A 22681-nucleotide genomic window follows, 5' to 3' on the forward strand; every position below is an offset into this window, starting at 1 on the left:
ACGAGGAACCCGGGCATGCCTTTTACGCCGCGAAAACGAACCGGGCTGGAGTTTCTGGATCTCCCCGCCGACGTCTGCAGCGAGGAGGAATTGGAAGGGACCCTGGCGGACCTGAGGGTGGTGAACCGCTACCTCGGGGACACGAGAGCGCTCTTGAAGCACCTCTCCGCGCAGATAGACGGTAACGAAGCGGTGAGCCTGCTGGATGTCGCCACCGGGTCGGCCGATCTCCCGGTTGCCGTTGCCGACTGGGCGAGGAAGAGGGGAATCGGGATCTCCCTGACCGGGGTGGACATCAACCTCCGCAGCATAGACATAGCCCGCAAGGTGACGGCGGGCTACCCGGAGATCACGCTCAAGGTAGCCGACGCGCTAGCGCTTCCCTTCCCGGAGCGAAGCTTCGATTACGTCGTCTGCAGCAAAACGCTGCACCACATGAAGGACCAGGAGGCGGTCGCCCTGATCAGGGAGATGCTCAGGGTGGCAAGGCGTGGCTACCTCGTCATCGACCTGAGAAGAAGCTGGATAGCCTACGGGTTGATTTACCTTTTGACCCGGATCTTCACCAGAAACCGCATCACCCGCTACGACGGCCCGCTCTCCGTGCTGAAATCGTTCACCGCGGCGGAGCTTGCCGACCTGGCCTCCAAAGCGGGAGCCGGCTCTTTCACCATCAGGCGGGAGCCGTTCTGGCTGCTGGTCCTTTCGGGGGAAATCGGATGAAATTTTCCGTCGCCACAAACTTCCAACCCGACCTGGTCCCCGCCATCAAGGGGTATCCGGTCGCCGAGCTCTTCGGCAAACTCCCCTCCGACAGCGTGGGGGGCGGCCGCGCCTCGTTCATGCTGGCCCCCCTGGGACAGGAGCAGTTCCGGGCCCACGTGAGGGAAGCGGGGAAGAACGGGATCGGCTTCAACTACCTGATCAACCCCGCCTGCATGGACAACCGCGAGTTCACCCGGCAAGGGCAGGCGGCTCTCGACCAGCTCCTCGATTTCGTGGACGGCTGCGGCGTCACCGCGGTCACCGTCTCGCTTCCTTTCCTGCTGCCGATCATCAAGAAACGGCATCCGCGGCTCAAGGTGCGGGTCGGTGTCTACGCCCGCGTCGACTGCGTCGCCAAGGCCCGCTTCTGGGAGGATTTAGGCGCAGACTGCATCACGCTGGAATCCATCGCCATCAACCGCGACTTCGGCATGCTGCAGGCGATACGGCAGGCGGTGCAACTGGAACTGCAGCTCATCGCCAACTCCAACTGCATGATCTTCTGCCCGCTGTCGGGGCAGCACATGGTGAACCTTTCCCACGCCTCGCAGAAGGGGCACGCCAGCCGCGGCTTCATGATCGATTACTGCGCGCTCAGATGCTCGGCGCAGAGACTGGCCGACCCTTCCCTGTACCTTCGTTCCGAGTTCATCCGGCCGGAGGATCTGGGGAGCTACACCGAACTTGGCTTTGACTCTTTCAAGATCCTGGAGCGCGGCGCACCGACCCCGGTCCTTGTCGAGCGGGCCCGCGCCTACAGCGAAGGAAGGTTCTCGGGAAACCTGCTGGACCTGATCCAGCCTTACGGATACAAGAGAGAACCGGGCAAGGGAAAGGGGCGGCTGAGCGGCCTGCGCAGGTTCGCCCGGTACTTCCTGCGCCCCGGCGTGATCAATTTCGCCGGGTTGGTCCGGCTGAAGCGGCTGGCGGAGAAACGGGGTCTCATCGAGGAGCTGGAAGGGACGCCGGTCTATCTGGATAACGGGAAGCTGGATGGGTTCCTGGCGGGCTTCCGGGGGATCGACTGCCGGAAGACGGATTGCGCGCGCTGCGGCTACTGCGCCGCCTGGACCGAGAAGGCGGTGCGGGTGGACCCTCTCTACCGCGACGAGATGCTGCGACTGTACCGCGACGCTTTTGACGAAATGTATTCCGGTGAATTGTGGGACTGAGGGGGGATCTGTCATGAACAGCAATGTCTTCGTGGGCTCCATCGCCACAGTCGTTCCGCCGCTATCGGTGGACCAGCAGGAGGCGGCGGCTTTGATCAAGTCGCATTTCAAAGAAACCCTCACCGCGCGCGGCCTCGGGCTGATTCGCGCCACCTTCAACCATCCCAGTATCAAGAAAAGGTATTTCGCCGTCGACACCCCGGCGCAGATCTTCACCGAGACCCCCGATGAGCGGATAGAGCGCTTCACGGAGCAGGCGGTCCGTTTGGCAGAGCAGGCGGTGCTGCGGGCCCTTGATAAGGTGGGGGTGGGGGTAAGGGAGGTGAACGGGCTGGTGCTGAACACCTGCACCGGCTACATCTGCCCCGGCCTTTCCAGCTATGTCGCCGAGCGCCTGGGGCTTCGCTGCGACGCGAGGCTGTACGATCTGGTGGGAAGCGGCTGCGGCGGAGCAGTTCCCAACCTGCAGGTGGCCGAGTCCATCTTGAGGACGACCGGGGGCATCGTGGTGAGCGTCTCGGTGGAGATCTGCAGCGCCGCCTTCCAGATGGGGAACGACTTAAGCCTCATTCTCTCCAACGCGCTCTTCGGCGACGGCGCCGCGGCAGCCGTCCTCTGGGAGAAGCCGGCCGGTTTCGAGTTGGTCGCCTCCGCCGGACGCTACGTGCCGGAAGAGCGCGAAGCAATCCGCTTCGTGCACCGGCAGGGACAGCTCCACAACCAGCTTTCCACCGACCTCCCGGAGCTGGTAAGAAAGGCCGCTGCGGAGGTGGTAGGCGATCTCCTGGGACGGCATTCCCTCTCCATCGGCGACATCGGCGGCTGGGCGCTCCATACCGGCGGTGAAAAGATCGTCAACGCGGTGCGGGACGAGATCGGGATCGACGAATCGCAACTATGGGCGACCCGGAAGGTGCTGGAACAGTACGGCAACATGTCCTCGCCCACCGTCTGGTTCGTGGTGGATGAACTGCTGAAGAACGGATTGCGCAAGGGGGAGTGGTGCGTGATGCTCGCCTACGGCGCCGGTCTTTCCGCGCATGCCTATTTGCTGAGAGGCTAAAGGCAGGGGCTGGGGGATAGACAGAACCTTCAAAAACGGTGGCGGGAGCGGAACTGGTCACCCAGAAACCAGCCGCGTACCAGGTCCAGGTTGTTGAGCAGCACCTTCAGCGCTCCCTTTTCCCTTCTCCTGACGAAATAGTTGCCGACGAACATCTGTGGGCTGAAAAATGCCTTCATGTTCTCCCAGTTCATGATGCGGTTCAACTGCCCGGTGGTGAGGCGCCTGGTCCTCACGTTGCACATGAAACCCGTGTAGCGCTCCAGCCGGTCGGGGTTGGTGACCAGTCCCTGTTCCAGCAATTCCTGCCGGATCCGCGTGCCGGGGTACGGCGTGACGCACTGCACGTAGGGGAGATCGACGTGCAACCGCCGCGAGGCGCGAAAGACCTCCCGGATCTCCTCCCGCCCGTCGTCCGGGTTGCCGACGATGAAGCCCCCCATGACGCCGATGCCGTGCTCGCGCAGACGGCGCACGGCCTGATCCGTCTTCTCCCTGATATCCCCCTTCTGAAACATGGCGAGCGTTTCCGGCAACACCGACTCGATCCCCAAGAACACCATGGCGAAGTTGGCCTCGGCCAGCGCCGGTATCAACTCTGGGTCGGCGACGATGCCGGCCACGGACGTCTGCACCAGGTACTCCATGCTGTTCAGCCCATGCTCCACGATGGCGCGGGCGAGACGGGTGAACCGGGGCGGATCGAGCGTGATGTTGTCGTCGACGATCAGCACGCTTTGCGTTCCCCGCCGCTTGAGTTCCTTCAGGTCGGCGATCACTCTTTCCAAGGCATGGCAGCGAAAGTTCGCGCCATACATGCCGGTTATGGAGCAGAAGGTGCAGGTCATGGTGCAGCCGCGCGAGGTTTCCACGCAGTCGAGCTTGCGGTCGAAATAGGTGAAGCTGTCGAGAACGCGCGCATCCCGTGCCGGCAGCGGCACCCGTTGCAGATCGAGCAGTTGGTCGGTCGGGTTGTGGCGGAAGGCCCCCTCGTCGGACCAGGAAAGAGCCGGCACCGCTGCCAGGCTCAACTCCCCTTCCAGCGCGTCGACGAGCGCCGCGAACGCCTGCTCTCCTTCGCCCCGGATCAGATAATCGAAAGGTGGGACAGCCGGCTGCGAGGTGAGTTCGAGATAGGACAAGGTGGCGTGGTACCCCCCCAGCACCAGCTTCGCGCGCGGCACAGTGTTGCGGCAGATCTCCATCACGGTCAAAGCGCTTCGGTACTGGAAGCTCATGCTGCTGATGCCGATTACCTGCGGCTGGAATTCGGCAAGGAACGCCTCCAGCCAGGGGCGGATGTTCCGGTGCACCAGCACCAGGTCGACGATCTTCACCTCGTGTTCGGAAAGCTCCGCCGCGAGCGAGCATAGCCCCAGGTTCGGAACCTTGATGATGCGGTGGAAGTTGTTTGCCGCGTCGGGCATGGCCAGCAGAAGAATCTTCATGTGCGTCCTTGACAGGGGGGGATTTTAAAACCTAAACATTGTAATGGGTTGATAGCCGTTGGCAACGCAATTGCCCTTGCAGGACAGCTCAGAATTGTGCAGGTATTTGATCTACAGTAAAATCTCCGCCAGAATTAAACCGTGGAGCAGAGGACGTCGTCGCGGTCGGGAGGTGGATCATGGGAGAAGGCGATGCTAGAAAAGAGGAAGCTCCGGTCGTCATGATTGTAGAGCGGCGCCGGCAAAGACAGGTGGAAATGAGCTCCGCAGAAATCATGAAGATCCTCAGGAAAAGGTCACTCAAGGGAGGCAGGAGGAACCCTGAAGAGAGCTGAAGGAAAAACCGCCCTAAGAGAATCAAAGAGCAGCTATCAAAGGACCCCCGTACCACTGTAAAAGAACAGATGGTGCGGGGGCTTTGTTTTTGCCGGGGGGTGCGCGCAGCCATTGAATCAGTGGGAGAGGTTGTCATTGCCTGATAGTATGTAAGAATATTTCATTCCTAGAATCCCGGAGATCACAGGCAATGGAGACCAAGAGCGTCGTTCCCAAAGATGAACCCGAAGTGGAACTCCTGCAGTTAGCAGAGGAAGGTGAAAAGACTCCTGTCAGTACTCTCGAATTTCCTGCCATTACGCCCCCCGCCAGTGAACAGGATGCACCCGCAGAAGCGATAGTGGACGCCTTGACTGTTGCATCGGTCGAAACCCCTGCCAAAAATAGCGGCACCAAGAAGAAAACTCCCAAGGCGAAGAGCGTCAAGCCCAAGGCGAACAAGCAGAAAGCGGCCAAGGCGAAGGGCGCGGCCAAAGGAGCCGTCACTTCGAAGCTGGGCGATCCAGAAGCCGAGTTCGACTTGGGCGACAGCCAATGGTATCTGAACCGCGAGCTGACTTGGCTTGAGTTCAACCGGCGCGTGCTGCACGAGGCGATCGACGAGCGGACGCCGCTTTTGGAACGGCTGAAGTTCATCGCCATCGTGAGCGGCAACCTAGACGAGTTCTACATGAAAAGGATCGGCGGCCTTAAGCAGCAGATCGGGGCGGGGCTGCACGAGCTCACCCTGGACGGCCGCACCCCTTTGCAGCAGGTGACCGAGTGCCGCAGCATGATCCGCGAGATCGAGGCGCAGAAAAGGGACGCCTTCAAGACGGTGCTGCAGCTCCTGGAGGCGAAAGGGATCGTCATCGAGAGCTACGACACCCTCTCCGCCAAAGAAAAGAAGCAACTGCGCGAGCATTACTACGCCAACATCTATCCGCTTTTGACCCCTCAATCCATCGACCCGGCGCATCCGTTTCCCTTCATCTCCAACCTCTCGCTCAACCTGCTGGTCGCCCTGCGCTACCCCAAGGCGCGCGAGATCTCCCTGGCGCGGGTCAAGGTCCCGGTAGGTCTCGGAACGCCGCGCTTCATCAGGGTGGGGAAGGGGGATCACTTCATCCCGCTCGAACAGGTGATGATGAACAACCTGGACATGCTCTTTCCCGGCATGCTCATCGTCTCCTGCGAGATCTTCCGGGTCACCCGCAACGCCAACACCGAGAAGGACGAGGAAGAGGCGGACGACCTGATGGCGATGATCGAGTCGGAGCTGAAGGAGCGGAAGTTCGCGCCCATAGTCAGGCTGGAGGTCGGCGCCGGGATGGAGCCGCTGCACCGCGGGCGGCTGGCGGCGGAGCTGGAGCTGGACGAGGCGAACGACGTCTTCGAGGTGCAGGGGATGCTCGCGCTCAGGGACCTGTTCGAGATCTCGAAGCTCGACTACCCGCGCCTGCACGATCCCCCCCATCATCCCATCGACCACCCGCAGCTTCTGGCCTCGCGCAACATCTTCCACACCATCCGGGACACGGGGGCGATCCTTTTGCAGCACCCCTATGTCTCCTTTTCCACCTCGGTGGAGAGGTTCCTGCGCGAGGCGGGGACCGACCCCAAGGTCCGGGCCATCAAGATGACCCTGTATCGCACCTCTAGCCAGAGCCGGATCATCGACGCCCTGATTCTGGCGGCACAAAACGGCAAGCAGGTCGCCGTGGTAGTGGAGCTGAAGGCGCGCTTCGACGAGGCGGCCAACATCCGCTTCGCCGAGCTGATGGAGGAGGCGGGGATCCACGTGACCTACGGCGTAGTGGGGCTTAAGACCCACTGCAAGGTGATCCTCGTGGTGCGGCAGGACTATCAGGGGCTGCGCCGCTACGTCCACGTCGGCACCGGCAACTACCACACCGAGACCGCGCGCATCTACAGCGACATAGGGCTCATCACCTGCGACGAGGTGATCGCGCAGGACGTCACCGAGCTCTTCAACTACTTAACCACCGGGTTTTCGGCCAAGCGCAACTACCGCGCCGTCATGCCCGCGCCCAAGCTGCTCAAAAAGGCGCTCCTGGCGCGGATTGAACGGGAGATGGCGCTGCACTTGGAGAATGGCGGCGGGGTGATCCAGTTCAAGATGAACGCGCTGGAGGACGGCGACATAGTGAAGGCCCTCTACCGGGCCTCCATGGCGGGGGTGAAGGTCGATCTCTACGTGCGGGATACCTGCAGGCTGAGACCCGGCATCCCCAGGCTCTCGGATCATATCCGCGTGACCAGCATCGTCGGGCGCTTCCTGGAACACGCGAGGCTTTACTATTTCCGCAACGGGGGAGCTGGGGAATACTTCATCGCCTCGGCTGACGCCATGAAAAGAAACCTGGAGGCGAGGGTCGAGATCCTCTGCCCGGTGACGGCTCCCGAATTTGTCGCCGAACTGCGTGCGGTGTTCGACTGCTACGACGCCGACCACCGTTCCGCCTGGGACATGCAGCCCGACGGCAGCTATCTGCAGCGCAACCCCGCAGAAGGGGAAAGCGGCGAGGGGACGCATCAGATGCTGATAGCTCAGGCACAGAAAAGGTTGAAGGAATCGTTGAAGCAGAAGAAAAAGTCTTTGCAGCAACGGTAAACCGCTAGCCGCGAAGAACACGGAGAGAATCTGAGAAACCTACAACAGGACTAAAGCTTCAAAGCGGCCGGTGGATGACAGCGGAAGCGAAAAGAGTTAGCATGTTGTGGTGCTCAACACAAAACAGGGGGAGACTCAGATGGGGCCGAAAGAAACAAATGTCTGCGCAGGCGATCACGAGCATCACATCTGCTACCTGCACAGCAAGGGAAAAGTTGAAGAGGTGGAGAAACTGACTGACAACCCGACGGTGACCTGCTCAATTTGCCTGGTGAACGCCAACTCGCCTGACAACGTCTGCTCGCCCACTACGCTGGGAGGAGGGTTCCTGTACTCACACATGCAGTACAGCAAGAAGATCATCTGCGAAAGCGTCATCCCTGAAACAGAGGCCGGGAAAAAGAAGGAGGAATAGAACCTCCACCTTTTATGATCATAGCTCGCACGCAAAGGCCGCAGTCAGTTGCGGCCTTTGTTTGCACCCGTCAATAGAAAAGGCGGCCCCGATTCCGGGGCCGCCTTCTTTACGTCATGGTTTTTGCTTTTCCTCTGTGAACCTCTGTGTCCCCTCTGTGGTGAGGGCCTTTGGTTCTAGCCGAGGATCTGCTTCAGGTCGCCTTCGGCGGTCCCGATCGGCCCGATGTTGAAGTTCTCAACCAGGAAGTTGAGTACGTTCGGGGTGATGAAGGCCGGCAGGCTCGGTCCGAGCTTGATGTTCTTCACGCCCAGGTGGAGCAGGGTGAGGAGGATCGCCACCGCCTTCTGCTCGTACCAGGAGAGGATGAAGGAGAGGGGCAGCTCGTTTACGCCGCAGTTGAAGGCGCCGGCAAGAGCCACGGCGATCTGGATCGCGGAGTAGGCGTCGTTGCACTGGCCGATGTCCAGAAGGCGCGGGATGCCGCCGATGTCGCCGAAGTCGAGCTTGTTGAAGCGGTACTTGCCGCAGGCCAGAGTCAGGATGACGCAGTCCTTCGGAACATTCTCGGCGAACTCGGTGTAGTAGTTACGGCCGCTCTTCGCGCCGTCGCAGCCGCCGATCAGGAAGAAGTGACGGATATCGCCTGCCTTGACCGCCTCGATGACCTTGTCGGCCACGCCGAGCACCGCGTTGTGCCCGAAGCCGGTGAGGATCTCCTGGCCGGGGTTCTCTTCGAAGCCGGGAAGCGCGAGCGCCTTGTCGATGACCGGGGTGAAGTCCATGCCGTTGATGTTCTTGACGTCCGGCCACTGTACCAGGCCCCAGGTGAAGAGGCGGTCCTTGTAGCTTTCGGCCGGGCGCTGGATGCAGTTGGTGTTGAAGATGATGGCGCCGGGGAAGTTGACGAATTCCTTGGCCTGGTCCTGCCATGCGCCGCCGAAGTTGCCTGCCAGGTGGGCGTACTTCTTGAGGCCGGGGTAGCCGTGCGCCGGGAGCATCTCGCCGTGGGTGTAGATGTTGATCCCTTTGCCTTCGGTCTGCTTCAGGAGCTCTTCCAGCATGCGGAGGTCGTGGCCGGAAACGAGGATCGCCTTGCCCGCCTTGGTGCCGAGTTGTACCGGGGTCGGTACCGGGTGGCCGAAGCTGTCGGTGTTGGCCTTGTCGAGGAGCTCCATGGTCACCAGGTTGATGCGGCCGCACTCCATGGCGAGGCCGACGAAGTCCATGAGGCCCAGGGTCAGGTCGAGGGTGGCTGCCAGCGCCTTGTGGGTGAAGGCGTAGATCTCGTCGTTCTCGCGGCCGATCACCAGCGCGTGGTGGGCGTACGCTGCGTAACCTTTCATCCCGTAAACGATGATTTCCTGGACCGATTTCACGTCCGCATCGATCTCGTCAGACTTGACGCCGTGTGCGGCGCCCAGGGCGACCAGTTCGGCGGTGGTGGTTGCGGTGAACCCCTTGGCTGTTTCTGGGACCGCGCCGGCGTAAGCGCCGCCGTTGGCCTGCTCGAAGAGGGACTGTGCTTTGTCGCGCAGCGTGGCGCCCTTGCGCACCAGCTTGGCCACTTCTTCGGCGCTGAAGTCTACGTTGGTGACCGTGGTGAAGAGTCCGTCAATCATGAAGTGGTCGATCTCGGCGTTCTTCACCCCTTTGCCGCGGGCCTTGTCCGCCCAGAAGGCGATCCCTTTCATGGTGTAGACCAGCAGGTCCTGGAGTGCCGCTACGTCCGGCTGCTTGCCGCAGACGCCTACCTTGGAGCAACCACCGTTTGCAGCCTGTTCGCACTGAAAGCAGAACATGTTTTCCATCGTTTCCCCCTTTTTCTCATTGTTGTTGGTTGAGGTCGAAATTCCGAATAAGCTTTTGATCAAGTTTTTCATCCGTCTCTCCTGGGCGTATTATCTCGGCCGTACCTGGTTGCCCGGGTCACGGGTGCCGTCTTTCGATGGACCCACATTAACGGCAAATGTGGAGCCGGACCTTGACCTAAGTCATAAAACGAAGATTCTGGCCATCGGGATCTTTTTTGTCTTTTGGCGGGGCGGAGAGGGAGAGGGAGGATAGGCGGTGGCTTACCCTCGCCCTCTGGGAGAGGGTGGCCGCAGGCCGGGTGAGGGAGGTGCCACGAAGAGGACCCGCGGCATCAAAAGCTATGGGGGAAGCTGTTGGTTCTTGTCGGGTGGGGGGCGCTTGCCGGTGGATCATGCCACCACCGGTCCGGAAGGGGGGGGCTTTCAGTGGACGATGCTCCCCACCATCGCGTGGTAGATGTCGGGGCGCACGACGAACTGCAGGCTCGAAGAGGTGGCGGTGCCGAAGGCGATGGCCTGCTCGCCTCCGATGGAGTTGTTGAGGTTGTAGATCGGGCGCAGATTGAAACCCAGGCGAACCAGGTCCGCCTCGAACACCGGCCCGTATTTGGCGGCCAGCTCGGCAACCCGGTCCCAGGTTCCCAGCATTTCCAGGGGTATCGCTACCCCGTTTGCTACACGTATTAAGTCCGACATGGCTTGCTCCTTGTCCCTGCTGATAGGGGACATATCGGCGGCCATTTGCGGAACTTGAGGGTTCAACTGCTCAGCGCGTCCAGCCTTGCTACGGCGTTTTTGGCGTTGCAGCTTCCCTCGGCACAAAGCGTTAGCGCCTTCAAAAGGAACAGCCCCAGGCAGAGAAGCCCCATGATCAATAGCACCACCCCGACCCAGCCGTGCCGGGCCCAGAAGAGCCCCCCGACGGTCCCGGAGACGCTCGATCCCAGGTAATAGAAGAAGAGGTAGAGTGACGCCGCCTGCGCCCGGGCGCTTTTCGCCCTGCTCCCGACCCATGCCGAAGCGATGGTGTGGGCGCCGAAGAAGCCGCAGGTGAAAACGCCGATTCCCGCAACGACGGTGGGGACGTCATGGGCCAGCGTGATCAGCGCCCCGGCAACCATGGTGGCGATGGTGAGAAAGAGCATGCGGCTCCTTCCGAAGCGCTCCACCTGCCCCCCCACCATGGACGAACTGAAGGAGCCGAGCATGTAGACCAGGAAGATGAGGCTCACCAGCGACTGGCTCAGGTAATAGGGTGAGCCCAGGAGCCTGAAGGTGATGTAGTTGTAGAGCGTGACGAAGCTCCCCATGATGAGGAAGGAAATGCCGTAGAGGCAGAGAAGCCCCGGGTCCTGCAACTGCTTGAAGAGCGAGGTGAAGAAGTAGCGCGCGGCGAAGGGCCTTTGCTTGAAATTCTCCGAAGGGGGGAGCGACTTGGCGAAGTAAAGGCTCAGCAAGAAGCACGCTATCCCGATCACGGCCAGGGCGGAGCGCCAGGAGACCAACTCGGTCATGGTGGCGGTGAAGATCCTTCCGGTCATGCCGCCGATGGCGTTGCCGCTTATGTAGAGGCCGATGGCGGAGGTGAGCGACGCGGGGGCGATCTCTTCGCTCAGGTACGCCATCGCCACTGCCGGAAGCCCCGCGAGCACCACCCCCTGGACCAGCCTAACCGCGACCAGTTCGGGGAGGGTGGAGGTCTGCGAGGTGAGAAACGCCAGGAGGGAGGTCGCGACCAGAGAGGCCACCATCACTTTTTTCCGTCCCATCGTTTCCGAGATGGTACCGGCGAAGAGCATGGCGACGGCGAGGGCGCAGGTGGTTATCGAGAGCGGCAGGCTCCCCCAGGCGGCGGCGACGCCGAATTCCCGTGAGAACTCGGGCAGCAGCGGCTGCACGTCGTAGAGCGTGATGAAGGTGACGAAGCCGGCCATGAAGAAAGCAAGGTTGATCTGCCGGTATCTCCTGGTTCCGCTTTTTATCGATCCCATGGTCCTGTACCTCTCATTGGAACGACTATATCGGTTGCTTCACAATAAGAAAAATATATAATATTTATCGCTTTGATAGTTAATGCTTATGGAGGATCGGATGGACGTCAGGCAATTGAGGTACTTCATCGAGGTGGCCAGGGTGAAAAATTTCACCAAGGCCGCGGAGGCGCTGCACATAGCGCAGCCGGCCGTCAGCATGGCGGTGAAGAAGCTGGAACAGGAGCTGGAGCTCTCCCTCTTCAACCGTCAGGACAAGAAGGTATCCCTCACCGCCGAGGGGGAGATTTTCCTTCCGCATGCGAAACGCATACTCGACGATCTGAGGGCGGCCGAATTGGAGATGGCGGAGCTGAAAGGGCTCAGCAAGGGGGAGGTGAGGCTCGGCATCCCTCCCATGATCAGCGCCTATTTCTTCCCCGACATCATCCGGGACTTCAAGAAAAGCTACCCGCAGTTGCACCTTTCGGTCCTGGGTGAGGGGGCCTGGCGCATCCAGAAGATGATCGGTCAAGGGGAGCTGGACATGGGGGTGGTGGCGGGGGGGAATTTCCCGGAGACGCTGGAGGTGCGCCGCTTCCTGCGGGAGGAGATCGTGATCTGCGTGCCGCCGGATCACCCCTTCGCCCAACGTAAGTCGGTGAGCCTCGTGGAGTTCATCCGCGAGCCGCTGGTCTTTTACAAGGAGGGGTACTACATCCGGGAGTTCTTCCTGGAGGTGCTGAAAGGGGCCGGGAGCGCGCCCAATATCGTCTTCGAGACCAACCTATTCTCGCTGGTGAAGTCGCTGGTGCGAAACGGCACCGGGATCTCCATCTTCCTCAGGATGGTGGTTGCGGCCGATACCGACCTGGTCGCCGTCCCCTTCGACCCGCCGCTGCACTTGGACCTCCTGATCGCCTGGAAGAAGGATACCTATCTCTCCCTTGCCAACCGCGCCTTCGTCGACTTCCTGCTGCAGCATGCGGCGGAGGAGTGGCGCAGCCAGGCGGCATCCGACTGAGCGGCTAAAGCGGGTCGAGGATCTCCCTTAGTTTGGCTGCGATCTTTTGCGGGGGGAGCACGAAGTCGACGGCGCCTGTTTCGGCGGCCGCTTTCGGCATGCCGTAGATGGTGGAGGATTGCTGGTCCTGCGCCATGGTGATCCCCCCTATCTGTTTGATGTGCCTGATCCCCTCGGCGCCGTCCTTCCCCATGCCGGTCAGTACGATGCCGACCAGCTTACCTTTGAGCTGCCGGGTGAGCGAGAGCATGGCGACGTCGGCGGCCGGCTGGACGTAGTTGACGCGCGGCCCCTCGCAGAGCACGACCCGCTGGTTGCCGTCCAGCCTCAGGTGGAACCCTCCGGGGGCCAGGTAGATCCTGCCGCTTCTCAGGAACTCCTGGTCTTCGGCGAGCGCTACCGGCATGGAGGCGACCGCGTCCAGCCCCTGGGCGATGCGGTAGTCCATCTGCGGCGTGATGTGGAGCACCACGACGAAGGCCGCATCGAGCGCCGGCAACTCCCGGAACAGGGCCTTGAGGGTCAGCGGCCCACCGGTGGAAACTCCGATGACCACCAGATTCCTAGCGCTCATAGTCCACCGGGGTGTTCAAAAGGGTAAGGTAGTACTCAAGCGATTCGATCAGCTGGTCCGGGCCGAAGGGCTTGGTCATGTAGTCCGAGACGTATTCCTGCAGACCCTCCATCTTGCCGTCCGGCTCCCCCATCCCGGTGAGCATCACGACGATGTTCCCGTCGTAGAGCCCCCGGTCCACCATCGCCCTGATGGTGTCCCAGCCGTCCATGCCGGGCATCATGATGTCCATCAGGATGATCCCCTTGAATCCCGATTCCAGGTGCTTCAGGCACTCCGGCCCGCTGGCGGCCGTGGCCAGGTCGAGCTGCGCCGAACTGCAGATTATCTCGACCGATGCCCGTACGTATTCGTTGTCGTCCACGATCATTATCCGGTTATTCATGTGCACCTTCCTTTATGCTGTGGCGGATATATCCGCTGGGTCCTTGACTAGCCGGGAGCTTCTCGTTACCAGCCTGGCCATCGCCTCGTCCAGCGGCGTCTGCACCGCCGGGAGGAGGTCCGAGCCGAGCATCTCCCCGATCTTGCCCATGAACTGTTCCAGGGTGAAGGGCTTGGCCAGGAAGATGGCGTCCTGGCGCTGGCTCTCGTCGAGCGGCAGGAGCCCCGCGCTGTAGCCGGAGATGTACAGTACCGGTAGCCCCGGGTAATTTTCAAGCAGTTTCTCGTAGAGCTCGGGTCCGGTCATCTCGGGCATGACCACGTCGGTCGCCAAGAGGTCTATCGTTTGCTGCTCCTTGGCAAGCTCCAGCGCCCGGGCCGGGCTTTGGGCCGCCAAGACCGCGTAGCCGAAGGAGGCGAGCAGATCCTCTGCCACCTCGCGGATCATGGCGTTGTCCTCGACGAGGAGGATGGTCTTTCCCTTTCCCGCGGCGGGGGGGATCGCGGCGCGCGAGGGTGAGGCCGTGACAGGTTCTGCGCTGCTGGAACTGGCGGGGAGATAGATGCCGAACCTGGTCCCCTCTCCGGGGCGGCTCTTGACGTCGATGCAGCCGCCATGGCGCTTGACGATGCCGTACACGGTGGCGAGCCCGAGGCCGGTGCCGCGCCCTGTCTCCTTGGTGGTGAAGAAGGGCTCGTACATGTGCCTGAGCGTCTCCTCCGCCATGCCGCAGCCGTCGTCCGAGAAGGCGAGCAGTATGTAGTGCCCGGGCTTGGCGACCGGATGCTGCCTGTGGAACTCCTCGTCCAGTATCAGGTGCCCGGTCTCGACGCAGATCGAGCCGGTTCCGTCGATGGCGTCTTGGGCGTTCAAAAGGAGGTTCAAAAGCACCTGCTCCAGTTGCCCCCGGTCCGCCTGCACCTTGGCGGCACCCGGGGAAAGCCGCAGGTCGATGGTGACGTTGTCCCGCGCGGTGGCACGCAGTATGTCCCTGAAGGAGACGATCACCTCGTTCAGGTCCAATTGCTCCACGTGGAGCGCCTGTTTGCGCCCGAAGGAGAGGAGCTTCTGGGTCAGATCCCCCGCCTTTTGGGCCGCCTGACCCATGGCGTCCACCATGCGCGCCTGGGTGCTTCCCGCCGGGCAGTACTGCCGCAGCATGTCGGCGTAGACTATGATCGGCGTCAGCAGGTTGTTGAAGTCGTGCGCCACCCCCGCCGCCAGCTGCCCCACGGCCTCGATCTTCTGGCTGTGGCGCAGTTGATCCTCCAAAACCCGCCTGCCGTCGTCGGCCCGCACCCTTCCGATGGCGATCCCGGCCAGATGGGCCGCCGACTCCATGAGGCGCAGGTCGTCGTTGTCGGGGGCGCGGGGCTCGCGGTGATAGACCGCCAGGGTCCCGAGCAGGATGCCGTTGGAGGCGAAGACCGGCTCGGACCAGCAGGCGGAAAGCCCCGCATCCCGGGCGGGCTGGAACCCGTTCCAGTACGGGTGCGACCCCAGATCCTCCACCACTACCCGTTGCCTGAGGAAGGCGGCGGTCCCGCAGGACCCTTTTCCCTTGCCGATCCGAAGGCCGTGCACCGCCTGGTTGTAGGCCTCGGGGAGCGAGGGGGCGGCGCCGTGGCGCAGCCTGGTGCCGGATTCGTCCACCAGAAGGACCGAGCAGAGCGAACCCGGGATCTCCTGCTCTACGTACCTCACCACGCACCCCAAAAGCTCGTCGAGCGAGGCGTCCGTCGCTATCCGCTCCAGGGTGTTCAGCCGGCAGCGCTCCCTTTGCTCGCTGCGCTTTCTCTCGGTGATGTCCCGGGCGATGGCGAGGATCTGGGTCTTGCTCTCGCCCTCCAGCAGGCGGGAATGGACCTCGACCGGAACGGCAGCCCCGCCTTTGGTGAGATAGACGCTTTCGAAGGTCGCCTCTTTCGATTCCCGCAGCCCGTTAACGATCGCCTCGAACCGGCCGCCGTATTCCGGCGGTTCGATCTCCTGCAGCCGCATCCCCGACAGCTCGTCGCAATCGTACTCCGTGAGCCGGCAGAGCGCCTGGTTGAAGTGGAGCAGCCGCCCCTCCTCGTCGACCTGCAGGATGCTGTCGTTGGCGGCGTCGATCTGGGCGGCCTTTATCGCCAGTTCCGCCTTCTGCCCCTCCACCATGAGCTGCGCCTGCTTCAAGCGGTCCAGGTGCCGGAACAAAAGGGTGGTGAGGGCCAGGATCAGCAGGCACAAAACCAGCGTCAGCAGCGCATGCTGCAACGGGTGGCCGAGCAGCAGTTGCGCGCCGCCATCCGCAGCTGCCGGCAGCTTCGGGGCGCCCCCCAGGCCGGAGACGCACAATACCGCGACGACGATGATCCCGACGGTGATGCCGATGCGCGCCTTCAGTTGCTCGATGGAAAGGCGGCTCATATGCCGTAACTCCCTGGATGATCGGGCTTGGCTTCCTCCGGCGCATCGCCGGCGGGGTTAAGCGTAAAGAAGATGGTGGTCCCTTGCCCCTTGCCGGGGCTCTCCGCCCAGATCCTGCCGTCGTGGTTGGCGATGATCCGCTTGCAGATGGCCAGCCCCAGCCCCTGCGTGTTCACGTCCTGGCGGGCCGGATCGGCCTTGAAGAACTCGTTGAAGACCAGGGCCAGGTGCTCCTGGTCCAGCCCCTCGCCGTCGTCCTGGACGCAGACCTGCACCATCCCGTCCTTGGGCGCGGCCCCCAGCACGATGTGCCCGTTGGCACGGGCGTAGCGCGCGGCATTGGTGAGCAGGTTCCTGAAGAGCAGTGAGAGCTGTTCCGCGCTTCCCAAGACCCACAGGTCGGCGGGGATGTCGTTGTGGCAGGTCACGCCGCGCAGCGCCAGGGAGGCCGCGACTTCGCCGCAGGCGAACTCCGCCGTGCAGGCGAGCTTGACCGGGATCAACTGGGGGCGGCCGGACGAGATCCGGACCAGGTCCAGGGACTTCTCGGCCAGCCCCTTGATCTGGTTCGCGCACTGCTGGCAGATCTCCAGCATTCTCCTGAGCCCCGGGTCGTCCACCTGTTTCTCGATCATGGGGAGCAGGGCGAACAGGGGGGTAAGCGGGGTGTTCAGGTCGTGGTTCAGCTGGATCATCAGCGACTCTACCATCCGGGATTGGTGCATCTGCGCCGCGAGTCTGCTGTTCTCCATCTCGGCCTCCTTGCGCTCCGTGATGTCCAGGATGACGCCGACCAGCCCGGCGGGGGTCCCCTTTTCGTCCCGGAAAGCCGCCTTGTGGAAGAGCACGTCGTGCAGGGTGCCGTCCGCATACTTGACCTGCGACTCGTAGATCTGCGTTCCGGAGCTTTCCATGATGACCTGGTCCATGCGCTGGTACTGCTCCGCCAGCTCCCTGGGCCAAAGGTCGAAAACCGTCTTCCCCAAAAGCTCCTCGCTCGGCACCCCCACGTACTCCTGGAAGGCCTTGTTGCAGAGGTTGTAGCGCCCTCGGGCGTCCTTGGAAAAGATCGGGCTGGGTATGGTGTCCAAAAGCAGCTGCTGGAAGGCGAGCTGCTGCTGTGCCGCGATCTCGCTTTTCTTGCGGACCTGGATCAAAAGCGCAGCCATAAGGACGAAGATCGCTGCCAACAATACGCTGATGGCGCGGATCTTCAGGTTGATCCGGTCGTAGCTTGCCAGGTACTCGCTCTGCTTCACCCCCACGAAGAGGGCGCCGATGATCTTGCCGTGCATGTCCCGCACCGGGTCATAGGCGGTGAAGTAAGGAATGCCGAGGATATCGGCCTCGCCGCGGTAGCTGGTTCCCTCGCCGAAGATGGCCTGATAGGCGGGGCCGATCATCTTTGTCCCTATCGCGCGGGTGCCGTCGGACCGCATGATGTTGGTGGCGACCCGGATGTCTCCCATGAAGATGGTGGCCCTGCTCCCGGTGATGGCGAAGATGCGGTCCGGAATCTCGCTGTTGTCGTTCAGGACGTAGTAGTCCCCGACGTAGAGCTTGCCCTCCTCGATGCGGAAGTTCCTGCCGCGGCGCGCCATCTGCTCCCATAGGGCCGACATGCTGCTTTCCTGCTGCCTGCTGGCCTGGCGCACGGCCTCCTCCCGGATCTGCCCGAGCATGAGGTGGCTTGCCGCCATCATCACCAGCGCGATGCTCACCGCGCTGAAAAGGACGACGACGGAAATTTTGCTTGTGTGTATCCTCACGTCTTTCCTTTGCTCAACGGGCCATGCCGCTTCATACCGATGCCTCTGTCCATTCCCCCTCTCCCTCTGGGAGAGGGCCGGGGTGAGGGCGCCTTTTTCTTGCCGGCAGCTACACCCTGAAACTTCTCCTGCCGTGCGAGGCAAGCCAGGCGACGAGCCGCCCCGCGATCTCCTCAAGCGGCACCACTTCGTCGACGCCGCCGCGGGCGATCGCCTCCTTCGGCATGCCGAAGACGACGCAGCTCTCCTCGTCCTGGGCGATGGTTCTCGCCCCCGCCGCGTGCATCTCCAGCATCCCGGCGGCGCCGTCGTCCCCCATGCCGGTCATGATGATCCCGAGGCTGTTCGCACCGGCGCAGTTGGCCGCGGAGCGAAAGAGCACGTCCACCGAGGGGCGGTGCCGGGAGACCGGTGGGCCGTCCCCCAGCGCCACGGTGTAGTTGGCGCCGCTTCTGGCCAGCATCAGGTGGCGGTTGCCGGGTGCCACGTAGGCATGCCCCGGCAGCACCCGCTCCCCGTGTTCGGCCTCCTTCACCGCCAGTTGGCAAAGCCCGTTCAGGCGCGCCGCAAAGGTCTTGGTGAAGGTCTCCGGCATGTGCTGGGTCACCAGTATCCCCGGGCAGTCGGGGGGGAGCGCGGCGAGGAAGGTCTTCAGCGCCTCGGTCCCGCCGGTGGAGGCCCCGACCGCGATCACCTTCTCCGTGGAGGAGAAGTGGTCCCGCCGGTTGGGGAGGACAGCGTCGGCGGAAAGCTTTTCCGGGGCTGGGCGAACCTCTCCTCCCCGCGCCCGCTTCATCCTGCGCCCGGAGAGGTAGGCGCAGCGGATCTTCTCGGTCAGCTCGCCGGCGTACTCCATGATGCCGCTGCGGATATCTATCTTCGGCTTGGTGACGAAATCGAAGGCCCCCATCTCCAGCGCCTTGAGCGTCACCGCAGAGCTCTTCTCGGTGAGCGAGGAGACCATGACCACCGGCATGGGGCGCAGCCGCATCAGCTTTTCCAGGAAGGCGAGCCCGTCCATCTTCGGCATCTCCACGTCCAGGGTCAGTACGTCCGGGTTCAGCTCCTTGATCCGCTGCCGCGCCGCCAGCGGGTCGGGCGCGGTGCCGACCACCTGCAGGTCCGGCTCGGCGTTGATGATCTCGGTGAGCAGCGAGCGTATCAGCGCGGAATCGTCTATTATCAGAACCTTTATTGCCATCTATCCTCTTGCAGCGGGAAGATCCCGCATCCTTTTCACCCAGGCCTTCCCGGTCCGGGGGAAAAACACCAGTTTGCGGGGGCAGCAATCCCCCAGGTCCGACGCGACTACCGGTATTCCCTCCTGCCTCAGGTACTCCAGGGCGAAGGAGGCGTTGCTGGCGCCTATGTCGGTGGCCATAGCCATCACGCGCCCCGCCCCGAAGACCTTGGCGGCCAGCCGGCTCCGGTTGCTCCCCAACTGCTCCAGTTGCTGCAAAAGCTGCCTCATGGCGCAGCTGCCGTAGCGGGCGCAGCAGTTGCTGCTGCAGGCGCGGGAGCAGGGGGAGGCGCCTCTTCCCTGCAGAAGTTCCGGGAGCATGAAGTGGTTCATCCCTCCCACCCCGCGCTCTATGTCGTAGAGGCAGACCGAGACGCAGGAGCCGAGCACCGTGGTGATGGCGATGGGGTCGGCCGTGGTGAAGCACTCCCCGGCGACGATCTTGACGGCCACCGTGCCGAATTCCGGTTCGAAATAGCTACCCCTGCCGGATTGCCGCTCAGCTAGCAGCATCGCTTCTCCCTTCAGCCTCTAAGCGTGTAAGCCGTGGTGCCGCAGAGCTTGAACAGCTCCTGGGTGTGATGAAAGCTTTCCGAGTGCCCGACGAAGAGCAGCCCGTCGGGGTTCAGCACCCGCGCGATCCTCTTCAGGATGGCGTGCTGGGTCTCCCGGTCGAAGTAGATCATCACGTTGCGGCAGAAGACGAAGTCGAACTTGCCGTGGATGGGCCACTTCTCGTCCAGAAGGTTCAGGCGCCGGAAAGTGACCGGCTGCCGCAGCTCTTCCTTCACCCGGGCGAACCCGTCGTTTTTTCCCTCACCCCTCATAAAGAAGCGCTTGCGCAGGTGCAGCGGGACCTTGGCCAGCTGGTCGATGGGATAGATCCCCTGTCTCGCCTTGGCGAGCACTGCGGTGTCGATGTCGCTGGCCAGGATGTCGAGCCCCGACGGGTCGTCGAGCGCCTCCAGCGCCGTCATGGCGATGGAGTAGGGTTCCTCGCCGCTGGATGAGGCGCAACTCCAGATGGAGACCGGGCGGCCGCCGCGTTTTGCCAGGCGCTCCGCCAGCATCCGGAAGTGGTGCGGCTCCCGGAAAAACGAGGTCATGTTGGTGGTGAGGGCGTTGATGAACGCCTCCGACTCCTCCTCGTCCCCCAGCTCTACCAGCCTCAGGTACTGGGCGAAGGATTCCAGCCCCCGCACGCGCAGCCTGCGCGCCAGGCGGCTGTAGACCATGTCGAACTTCCCCGGCGCCAGGGATATTCCGGCCATGCGGTAGATGAGCCCGCGCACGCGCGCGAAGTCGTCGTCGGTAAGGGGGTAGTGGAACGCGTCCGGGAGGGAGGCGAACCCCCCTCCCGAAAAGCGCCGCTCCACGCTTTTTTCCTGCTGCGTTCTCAGAATTCCTTCCAATCGTCGTCAAGCTCGGCTACCTCGGCCGCAGCCGCAGCCGCCTTGACCGGCCGCTGTTCCCGCGGCTTTACCCCCGCCGCGGTGAGCGCCCTTCCTTTTTTCTCGGGGGCCTTCTGCCTGGCCGCAAGGCCGGCAGCGGCCTTGCGCTTCTCCGCGGGCGCCTGGGTCTTGGGCGAACTTTCCAGGGTGAAGCGGGCCACCACCTGCACCAGCTGCTGGGCCTGCTCTTCGAGCGACTCCGCGGCGGCCGCGGCCTCCTCGACCAGCGCCGCGTTCTGCTGGGTCACGTCGTCCATCTGGGTGATGGCCGTGTTCACCTGCTCGATGCCGCTGGACTGCTCCAGCGAGGCGGCGGAGATCTCAGCCATGATGTCGGTCACCCTCTTGATGCTGGTGACGATGTCCTGGGTGGTGCGCCCGGCCTCCTCGACCAGGCGGCTTCCGTCCTGGACCTTCCCCACCGAGTCCTCGATCAGGGCCTTGATCTCCTTGGCGGCAGCGGCGCTTCGCTGCGCCAGGCTCCTCACCTCGGCCGCGACCACGGCGAAGCCTCTCCCCTGTTCGCCTGCGCGCGCCGCCTCGACGGCGGCGTTCAAGGCCAGGATGTTGGTCTGGAAGGCGATGCCGTCGATGACCCCGATGATGTCGGAAATCTTCTTGGAGCTGTCCGTGATCGACTCCATGGTGGTGACCACCCGGTTGATCACCTCGCCCCCCTTGACCGCCACGCCGCTGGCGTTGATGGCGAGCTGGTTCGCGGCCTGGGCGTTGTCCGCGTTCTGCTTCACCGTGGAGGTGAGTTCTTCCATGCTGGAGGCGGTCTCCTCCAGGGCGCTTGCCTGCTCCTCGGTGCGCTGCGAGAGGTCGGCGTTGCCTGCCGCGATCTCCTCGGTGGCGGTGGCGATCGATTCGGCGCCGTTTCTCACCTCACCCACGATGCGGGCGAGCCCCTCGTTCATCTCGGCGAGCGAGCCGAGCAACTCGCCGGTCTCGTCCTTGCTCTTCACCTCGATGTGGGCGGTGAGGTCGCCCGAGGCGATCCGTTTCGAAGCCGCGATGGCCTGGTCCAGCGCCTCCTTGATCTTCCTCGCCACGAACCAGGCGAAGGCGAAGATGACGAGCGCCAGCCCGAAGGTCGCGCCGATGATCTGCCACTTCATCTTGTTCATCTCGACGGTGACGTTGTCTACGTAGATGCCGCTCCCCACGATCCAGCCCCATTCCTTCATCAGCATCACGTAGGAGATCTTCGGGACCGGGGCCGTGGAGCCGGGCTTGGCCCACATGTAGTCCACCACCCCTTCGCCCTTCTCCTTGCAGATGTTGACGAACTCGACGTAGAGCTTCTTGCCGTTGGGGTCCTTGTTGTCGTACTGGGTCTTGCCGATCAGCTCCGGCCTGATGGGGTGCATCAGCACCTTGGTGTCCATGTTGTTGACCCAGAAGTACTCGTTACCCTGGTAGCGCATCTCTCCGATCTGCTTCAGCGCGTCGGCCTGCGCCTGCTCCAGGGTCTTGGCCCCCGCCTTGTAGGCGTTGTAGTTGTTGGTGATGACGTCGTAGGCGACGTCCACCACGGCCTTGGTGGCGTCGACCTTCTCTGCCATCAGCTTGTTCTGCATGAACGGGAGCACGTAGAACATCACCCCCAGCGCCATCATCACGATGGTCGCTACGGAGATGCTGAGAATTTTGGTCAAGATCTTCCAGTCACTAAACGCGGTCGCTTTCATATGTTCACCACCTCTTTTTGAATGTTTTCCGTGCTATGGTCGACGACCTGCAGCTCCTCGCTGCCGATCAGCTTCTCGATATCCACCAGGATGAGCATCTCGTCGTTCAAGGTCCCGAGCCCCGTGATGTAGCGGGTGTCGAGGGCGGCGCCGAGCTCCGGCGGCGGCTTGATGCTCTGCGCCGGGAGCGCTACCACATCCGAGACTCCGTCCACCACGATCCCCACCACCTTCCCCAGTACGTTGATGATGATCACCACGGTGAACTCGTGGTAGGTGGCCTCCCCGACGCTGAACTTGATGCGCAGGTCCACGATCGGCACGATCACCCCGCGCAGGTTGATCACCCCCTTGATGAAGGCGGGGGTGTTGGCGATCCGGGTGACGCAGTCGTACCCCCTGATCTCCTGGACCTTCAGGATGTCGATCCCGTAGCTTTCGCTTCCCAGCGTGAAGGTGAGGTACTCCTCCGACCCTTCCAACCGTGTCTCTTGCTCGACGCTGCCGTGAGCTGTCTGCATAGTTTTTCTGCCTCCTT

The 22681-nt window shown here is 62.7% G+C and carries 20 protein-coding genes; 7 read left to right on the top strand and 13 right to left on the bottom strand.

Annotated features, from left to right (window positions below; translation table 11 throughout):
• Positions 1 to 15: 15 nt before the first annotated feature.
• From K419_RS0109685 to K419_RS0109695, 3 genes are read left to right on the top strand one after another with little or no spacing between them, the layout of a single operon-like run.
• Positions 16 to 723 carry a methyltransferase domain-containing protein gene (locus tag K419_RS0109685; protein WP_026841409.1) on the top strand — a complete coding sequence of 236 codons (708 nt, stop codon included), beginning with the start codon at positions 16 to 18 and terminating at the stop codon, positions 721 to 723.
• Complete coding sequence (locus tag K419_RS0109690) at positions 720 to 1937, top strand: U32 family peptidase (RefSeq protein ID WP_026841410.1); 1218 nt, start codon at positions 720 to 722, stop codon at positions 1935 to 1937. Before K419_RS0109685 ends, K419_RS0109690 begins: the two co-directional genes overlap by 4 nt.
• Positions 1938 to 1950: 13 nt before the next feature.
• Entirely contained in the window at positions 1951 to 3000 is a 1050-nt protein-coding gene (locus K419_RS0109695) for a type III polyketide synthase (protein ID WP_026841411.1), read from the top strand.
• Positions 3001 to 3029: 29 nt separating this feature from the next.
• Here the strand turns inward: K419_RS0109695 and K419_RS0109700 are convergent, their stop codons facing one another.
• Positions 3030 to 4448: a B12-binding domain-containing radical SAM protein gene (locus K419_RS0109700; protein ID WP_026841412.1), complete on the bottom strand. Its 1419-nt coding sequence runs from the start codon at positions 4446 to 4448 to the stop codon at positions 3030 to 3032.
• 179 nt (positions 4449 to 4627) lie between these two features.
• Between K419_RS0109700 and K419_RS23820 the strand changes: the two genes are divergently transcribed.
• The 3 genes from K419_RS23820 (at position 4628) to K419_RS0109715 (ending at position 7813) form a co-directional block, all read left to right on the top strand.
• The gene (locus tag K419_RS23820; protein ID WP_198013104.1) at positions 4628 to 4783 is read left to right on the top strand and encodes a hypothetical protein; all 156 of its coding nucleotides are present in this window, start codon (positions 4628 to 4630) and stop codon (positions 4781 to 4783) included.
• A gap of 191 nt (positions 4784 to 4974) precedes the next feature.
• Positions 4975 to 7398 carry a polyphosphate kinase 1 gene (gene ppk1, locus K419_RS0109710; protein WP_026841413.1) on the top strand — a complete coding sequence of 808 codons (2424 nt, stop codon included), beginning with the start codon at positions 4975 to 4977 and terminating at the stop codon, positions 7396 to 7398.
• A 139-nt stretch (positions 7399 to 7537) separates the two neighbouring features.
• Positions 7538 to 7813, top strand: a complete 276-nt coding sequence (locus K419_RS0109715) for a hypothetical protein (protein ID WP_026841414.1) — start codon at positions 7538 to 7540, stop codon at positions 7811 to 7813.
• A 176-nt stretch (positions 7814 to 7989) separates the two neighbouring features.
• Here K419_RS0109715 and hcp read toward each other — a convergent pair whose 3' ends face one another.
• From hcp to K419_RS0109730, 3 genes are all read right to left on the bottom strand, one after another.
• Positions 7990 to 9624: a hydroxylamine reductase gene (gene hcp, locus K419_RS0109720; protein WP_318842533.1), complete on the bottom strand. Its 1635-nt coding sequence runs from the start codon at positions 9622 to 9624 to the stop codon at positions 7990 to 7992.
• A gap of 426 nt (positions 9625 to 10050) precedes the next feature.
• Positions 10051 to 10323 carry a hypothetical protein gene (locus K419_RS0109725; RefSeq protein ID WP_012529469.1) on the bottom strand — a complete coding sequence of 91 codons (273 nt, stop codon included), beginning with the start codon at positions 10321 to 10323 and terminating at the stop codon, positions 10051 to 10053.
• Positions 10324 to 10385: 62 nt separating this feature from the next.
• Complete coding sequence (locus K419_RS0109730) at positions 10386 to 11618, bottom strand: MFS transporter (RefSeq protein WP_026841416.1); 1233 nt, start codon at positions 11616 to 11618, stop codon at positions 10386 to 10388.
• A 100-nt stretch (positions 11619 to 11718) separates the two neighbouring features.
• Here K419_RS0109730 and K419_RS0109735 point away from each other — a divergent pair, with 100 nt between their 5' ends.
• The gene (locus K419_RS0109735; protein ID WP_026841417.1) at positions 11719 to 12621 is read left to right on the top strand and encodes a LysR family transcriptional regulator; all 903 of its coding nucleotides are present in this window, start codon (positions 11719 to 11721) and stop codon (positions 12619 to 12621) included.
• A 4-nt stretch (positions 12622 to 12625) separates the two neighbouring features.
• Here K419_RS0109735 and K419_RS0109740 read toward each other — a convergent pair whose 3' ends face one another.
• The 9 genes from K419_RS0109740 to K419_RS0109780 all read right to left on the bottom strand — a co-directional run bounded on the left by K419_RS0109740 (position 12626) and on the right by K419_RS0109780 (position 22664).
• Entirely contained in the window at positions 12626 to 13195 is a 570-nt protein-coding gene (locus tag K419_RS0109740; protein WP_026841418.1) for a CheB methylesterase domain-containing protein, read from the bottom strand.
• Positions 13185 to 13580, bottom strand: a complete 396-nt coding sequence (locus K419_RS0109745; protein WP_026841419.1) for a response regulator — start codon at positions 13578 to 13580, stop codon at positions 13185 to 13187. The genes K419_RS0109740 and K419_RS0109745 overlap by 11 nt, the downstream gene beginning before the upstream one ends.
• A 12-nt stretch (positions 13581 to 13592) precedes the next feature.
• Positions 13593 to 15989, bottom strand: coding sequence for an ATP-binding protein (locus K419_RS0109750; RefSeq protein WP_026841420.1), 2397 nt, complete (start codon positions 15987 to 15989; stop codon positions 13593 to 13595).
• On the bottom strand, positions 15986 to 17758 hold the full coding sequence (locus K419_RS0109755) for a cache domain-containing protein (RefSeq protein WP_026841421.1): 1773 nt from the start codon (positions 17756 to 17758) through the stop codon (positions 15986 to 15988). The genes K419_RS0109750 and K419_RS0109755 overlap by 4 nt, the downstream gene beginning before the upstream one ends.
• 109 nt (positions 17759 to 17867) lie before the next feature.
• Positions 17868 to 18959 (bottom strand): protein-glutamate methylesterase/protein-glutamine glutaminase, encoded by a 1092-nt coding sequence (locus tag K419_RS0109760; RefSeq protein WP_026841422.1) that lies wholly within the window; start codon positions 18957 to 18959, stop codon positions 17868 to 17870.
• On the bottom strand, positions 18960 to 19511 hold the full coding sequence (locus K419_RS21870; RefSeq protein WP_035497110.1) for a histidine kinase: 552 nt from the start codon (positions 19509 to 19511) through the stop codon (positions 18960 to 18962).
• Between the two features lie 11 nt (positions 19512 to 19522).
• Entirely contained in the window at positions 19523 to 20410 is an 888-nt protein-coding gene (locus tag K419_RS0109770) for a CheR family methyltransferase (RefSeq protein ID WP_226377669.1), read from the bottom strand.
• Positions 20395 to 22143 (bottom strand): methyl-accepting chemotaxis protein, encoded by a 1749-nt coding sequence (locus K419_RS0109775; RefSeq protein WP_026841424.1) that lies wholly within the window; start codon positions 22141 to 22143, stop codon positions 20395 to 20397. The genes K419_RS0109770 and K419_RS0109775 overlap by 16 nt, the downstream gene beginning before the upstream one ends.
• A complete protein-coding gene (locus K419_RS0109780) occupies positions 22140 to 22664 on the bottom strand; it encodes a chemotaxis protein CheW (protein ID WP_026841425.1) in 525 nt (174 codons plus the stop codon). The genes K419_RS0109775 and K419_RS0109780 overlap by 4 nt, the downstream gene beginning before the upstream one ends.
• Positions 22665 to 22681 lie beyond the last annotated feature (17 nt).

The organism is Citrifermentans bremense R1 (assembly GCF_000426865.1).
Classification (GTDB): Bacteria; Desulfobacterota; Desulfuromonadia; order Geobacterales; family Geobacteraceae; genus Geomonas; species Geomonas bremensis.

What these genes read in the sequence shown, in the direction of transcription:
- K419_RS0109730 (WP_026841416.1), bottom strand. Translation starts at nt 11,618, where the DNA reads ATGGGATCGATAAAAAGCGGAACCAGGAGATACCGGCAGATCAACCTT.
- K419_RS0109780 (WP_026841425.1), bottom strand. Translation starts at nt 22,664, where the DNA reads ATGCAGACAGCTCACGGCAGCGTCGAGCAAGAGACACGGTTGGAAGGG.
- K419_RS0109760 (WP_026841422.1), bottom strand. Translation starts at nt 18,959, where the DNA reads ATGGCAATAAAGGTTCTGATAATAGACGATTCCGCGCTGATACGCTCG.
- K419_RS21870 (WP_035497110.1), bottom strand. Translation starts at nt 19,511, where the DNA reads ATGCTGCTAGCTGAGCGGCAATCCGGCAGGGGTAGCTATTTCGAACCG.
- K419_RS0109700 (WP_026841412.1), bottom strand. Translation starts at nt 4,448, where the DNA reads ATGAAGATTCTTCTGCTGGCCATGCCCGACGCGGCAAACAACTTCCAC.
- K419_RS0109715 (WP_026841414.1), top strand. Translation starts at nt 7,538, where the DNA reads ATGGGGCCGAAAGAAACAAATGTCTGCGCAGGCGATCACGAGCATCAC.
- K419_RS0109725 (WP_012529469.1), bottom strand. Translation starts at nt 10,323, where the DNA reads ATGTCGGACTTAATACGTGTAGCAAACGGGGTAGCGATACCCCTGGAA.
- K419_RS23820 (WP_198013104.1), top strand. Translation starts at nt 4,628, where the DNA reads ATGGGAGAAGGCGATGCTAGAAAAGAGGAAGCTCCGGTCGTCATGATT.
- K419_RS0109695 (WP_026841411.1), top strand. Translation starts at nt 1,951, where the DNA reads ATGAACAGCAATGTCTTCGTGGGCTCCATCGCCACAGTCGTTCCGCCG.
- K419_RS0109735 (WP_026841417.1), top strand. Translation starts at nt 11,719, where the DNA reads ATGGACGTCAGGCAATTGAGGTACTTCATCGAGGTGGCCAGGGTGAAA.
- K419_RS0109775 (WP_026841424.1), bottom strand. Translation starts at nt 22,143, where the DNA reads ATGAAAGCGACCGCGTTTAGTGACTGGAAGATCTTGACCAAAATTCTC.
- K419_RS0109685 (WP_026841409.1), top strand. Translation starts at nt 16, where the DNA reads ATGCCTTTTACGCCGCGAAAACGAACCGGGCTGGAGTTTCTGGATCTC.
- hcp (WP_318842533.1), bottom strand. Translation starts at nt 9,624, where the DNA reads ATGGAAAACATGTTCTGCTTTCAGTGCGAACAGGCTGCAAACGGTGGT.
- K419_RS0109690 (WP_026841410.1), top strand. Translation starts at nt 720, where the DNA reads ATGAAATTTTCCGTCGCCACAAACTTCCAACCCGACCTGGTCCCCGCC.
- K419_RS0109740 (WP_026841418.1), bottom strand. Translation starts at nt 13,195, where the DNA reads ATGAGCGCTAGGAATCTGGTGGTCATCGGAGTTTCCACCGGTGGGCCG.
- K419_RS0109750 (WP_026841420.1), bottom strand. Translation starts at nt 15,989, where the DNA reads ATGAGCCGCCTTTCCATCGAGCAACTGAAGGCGCGCATCGGCATCACC.
- ppk1 (WP_026841413.1), top strand. Translation starts at nt 4,975, where the DNA reads ATGGAGACCAAGAGCGTCGTTCCCAAAGATGAACCCGAAGTGGAACTC.
- K419_RS0109745 (WP_026841419.1), bottom strand. Translation starts at nt 13,580, where the DNA reads ATGAATAACCGGATAATGATCGTGGACGACAACGAATACGTACGGGCA.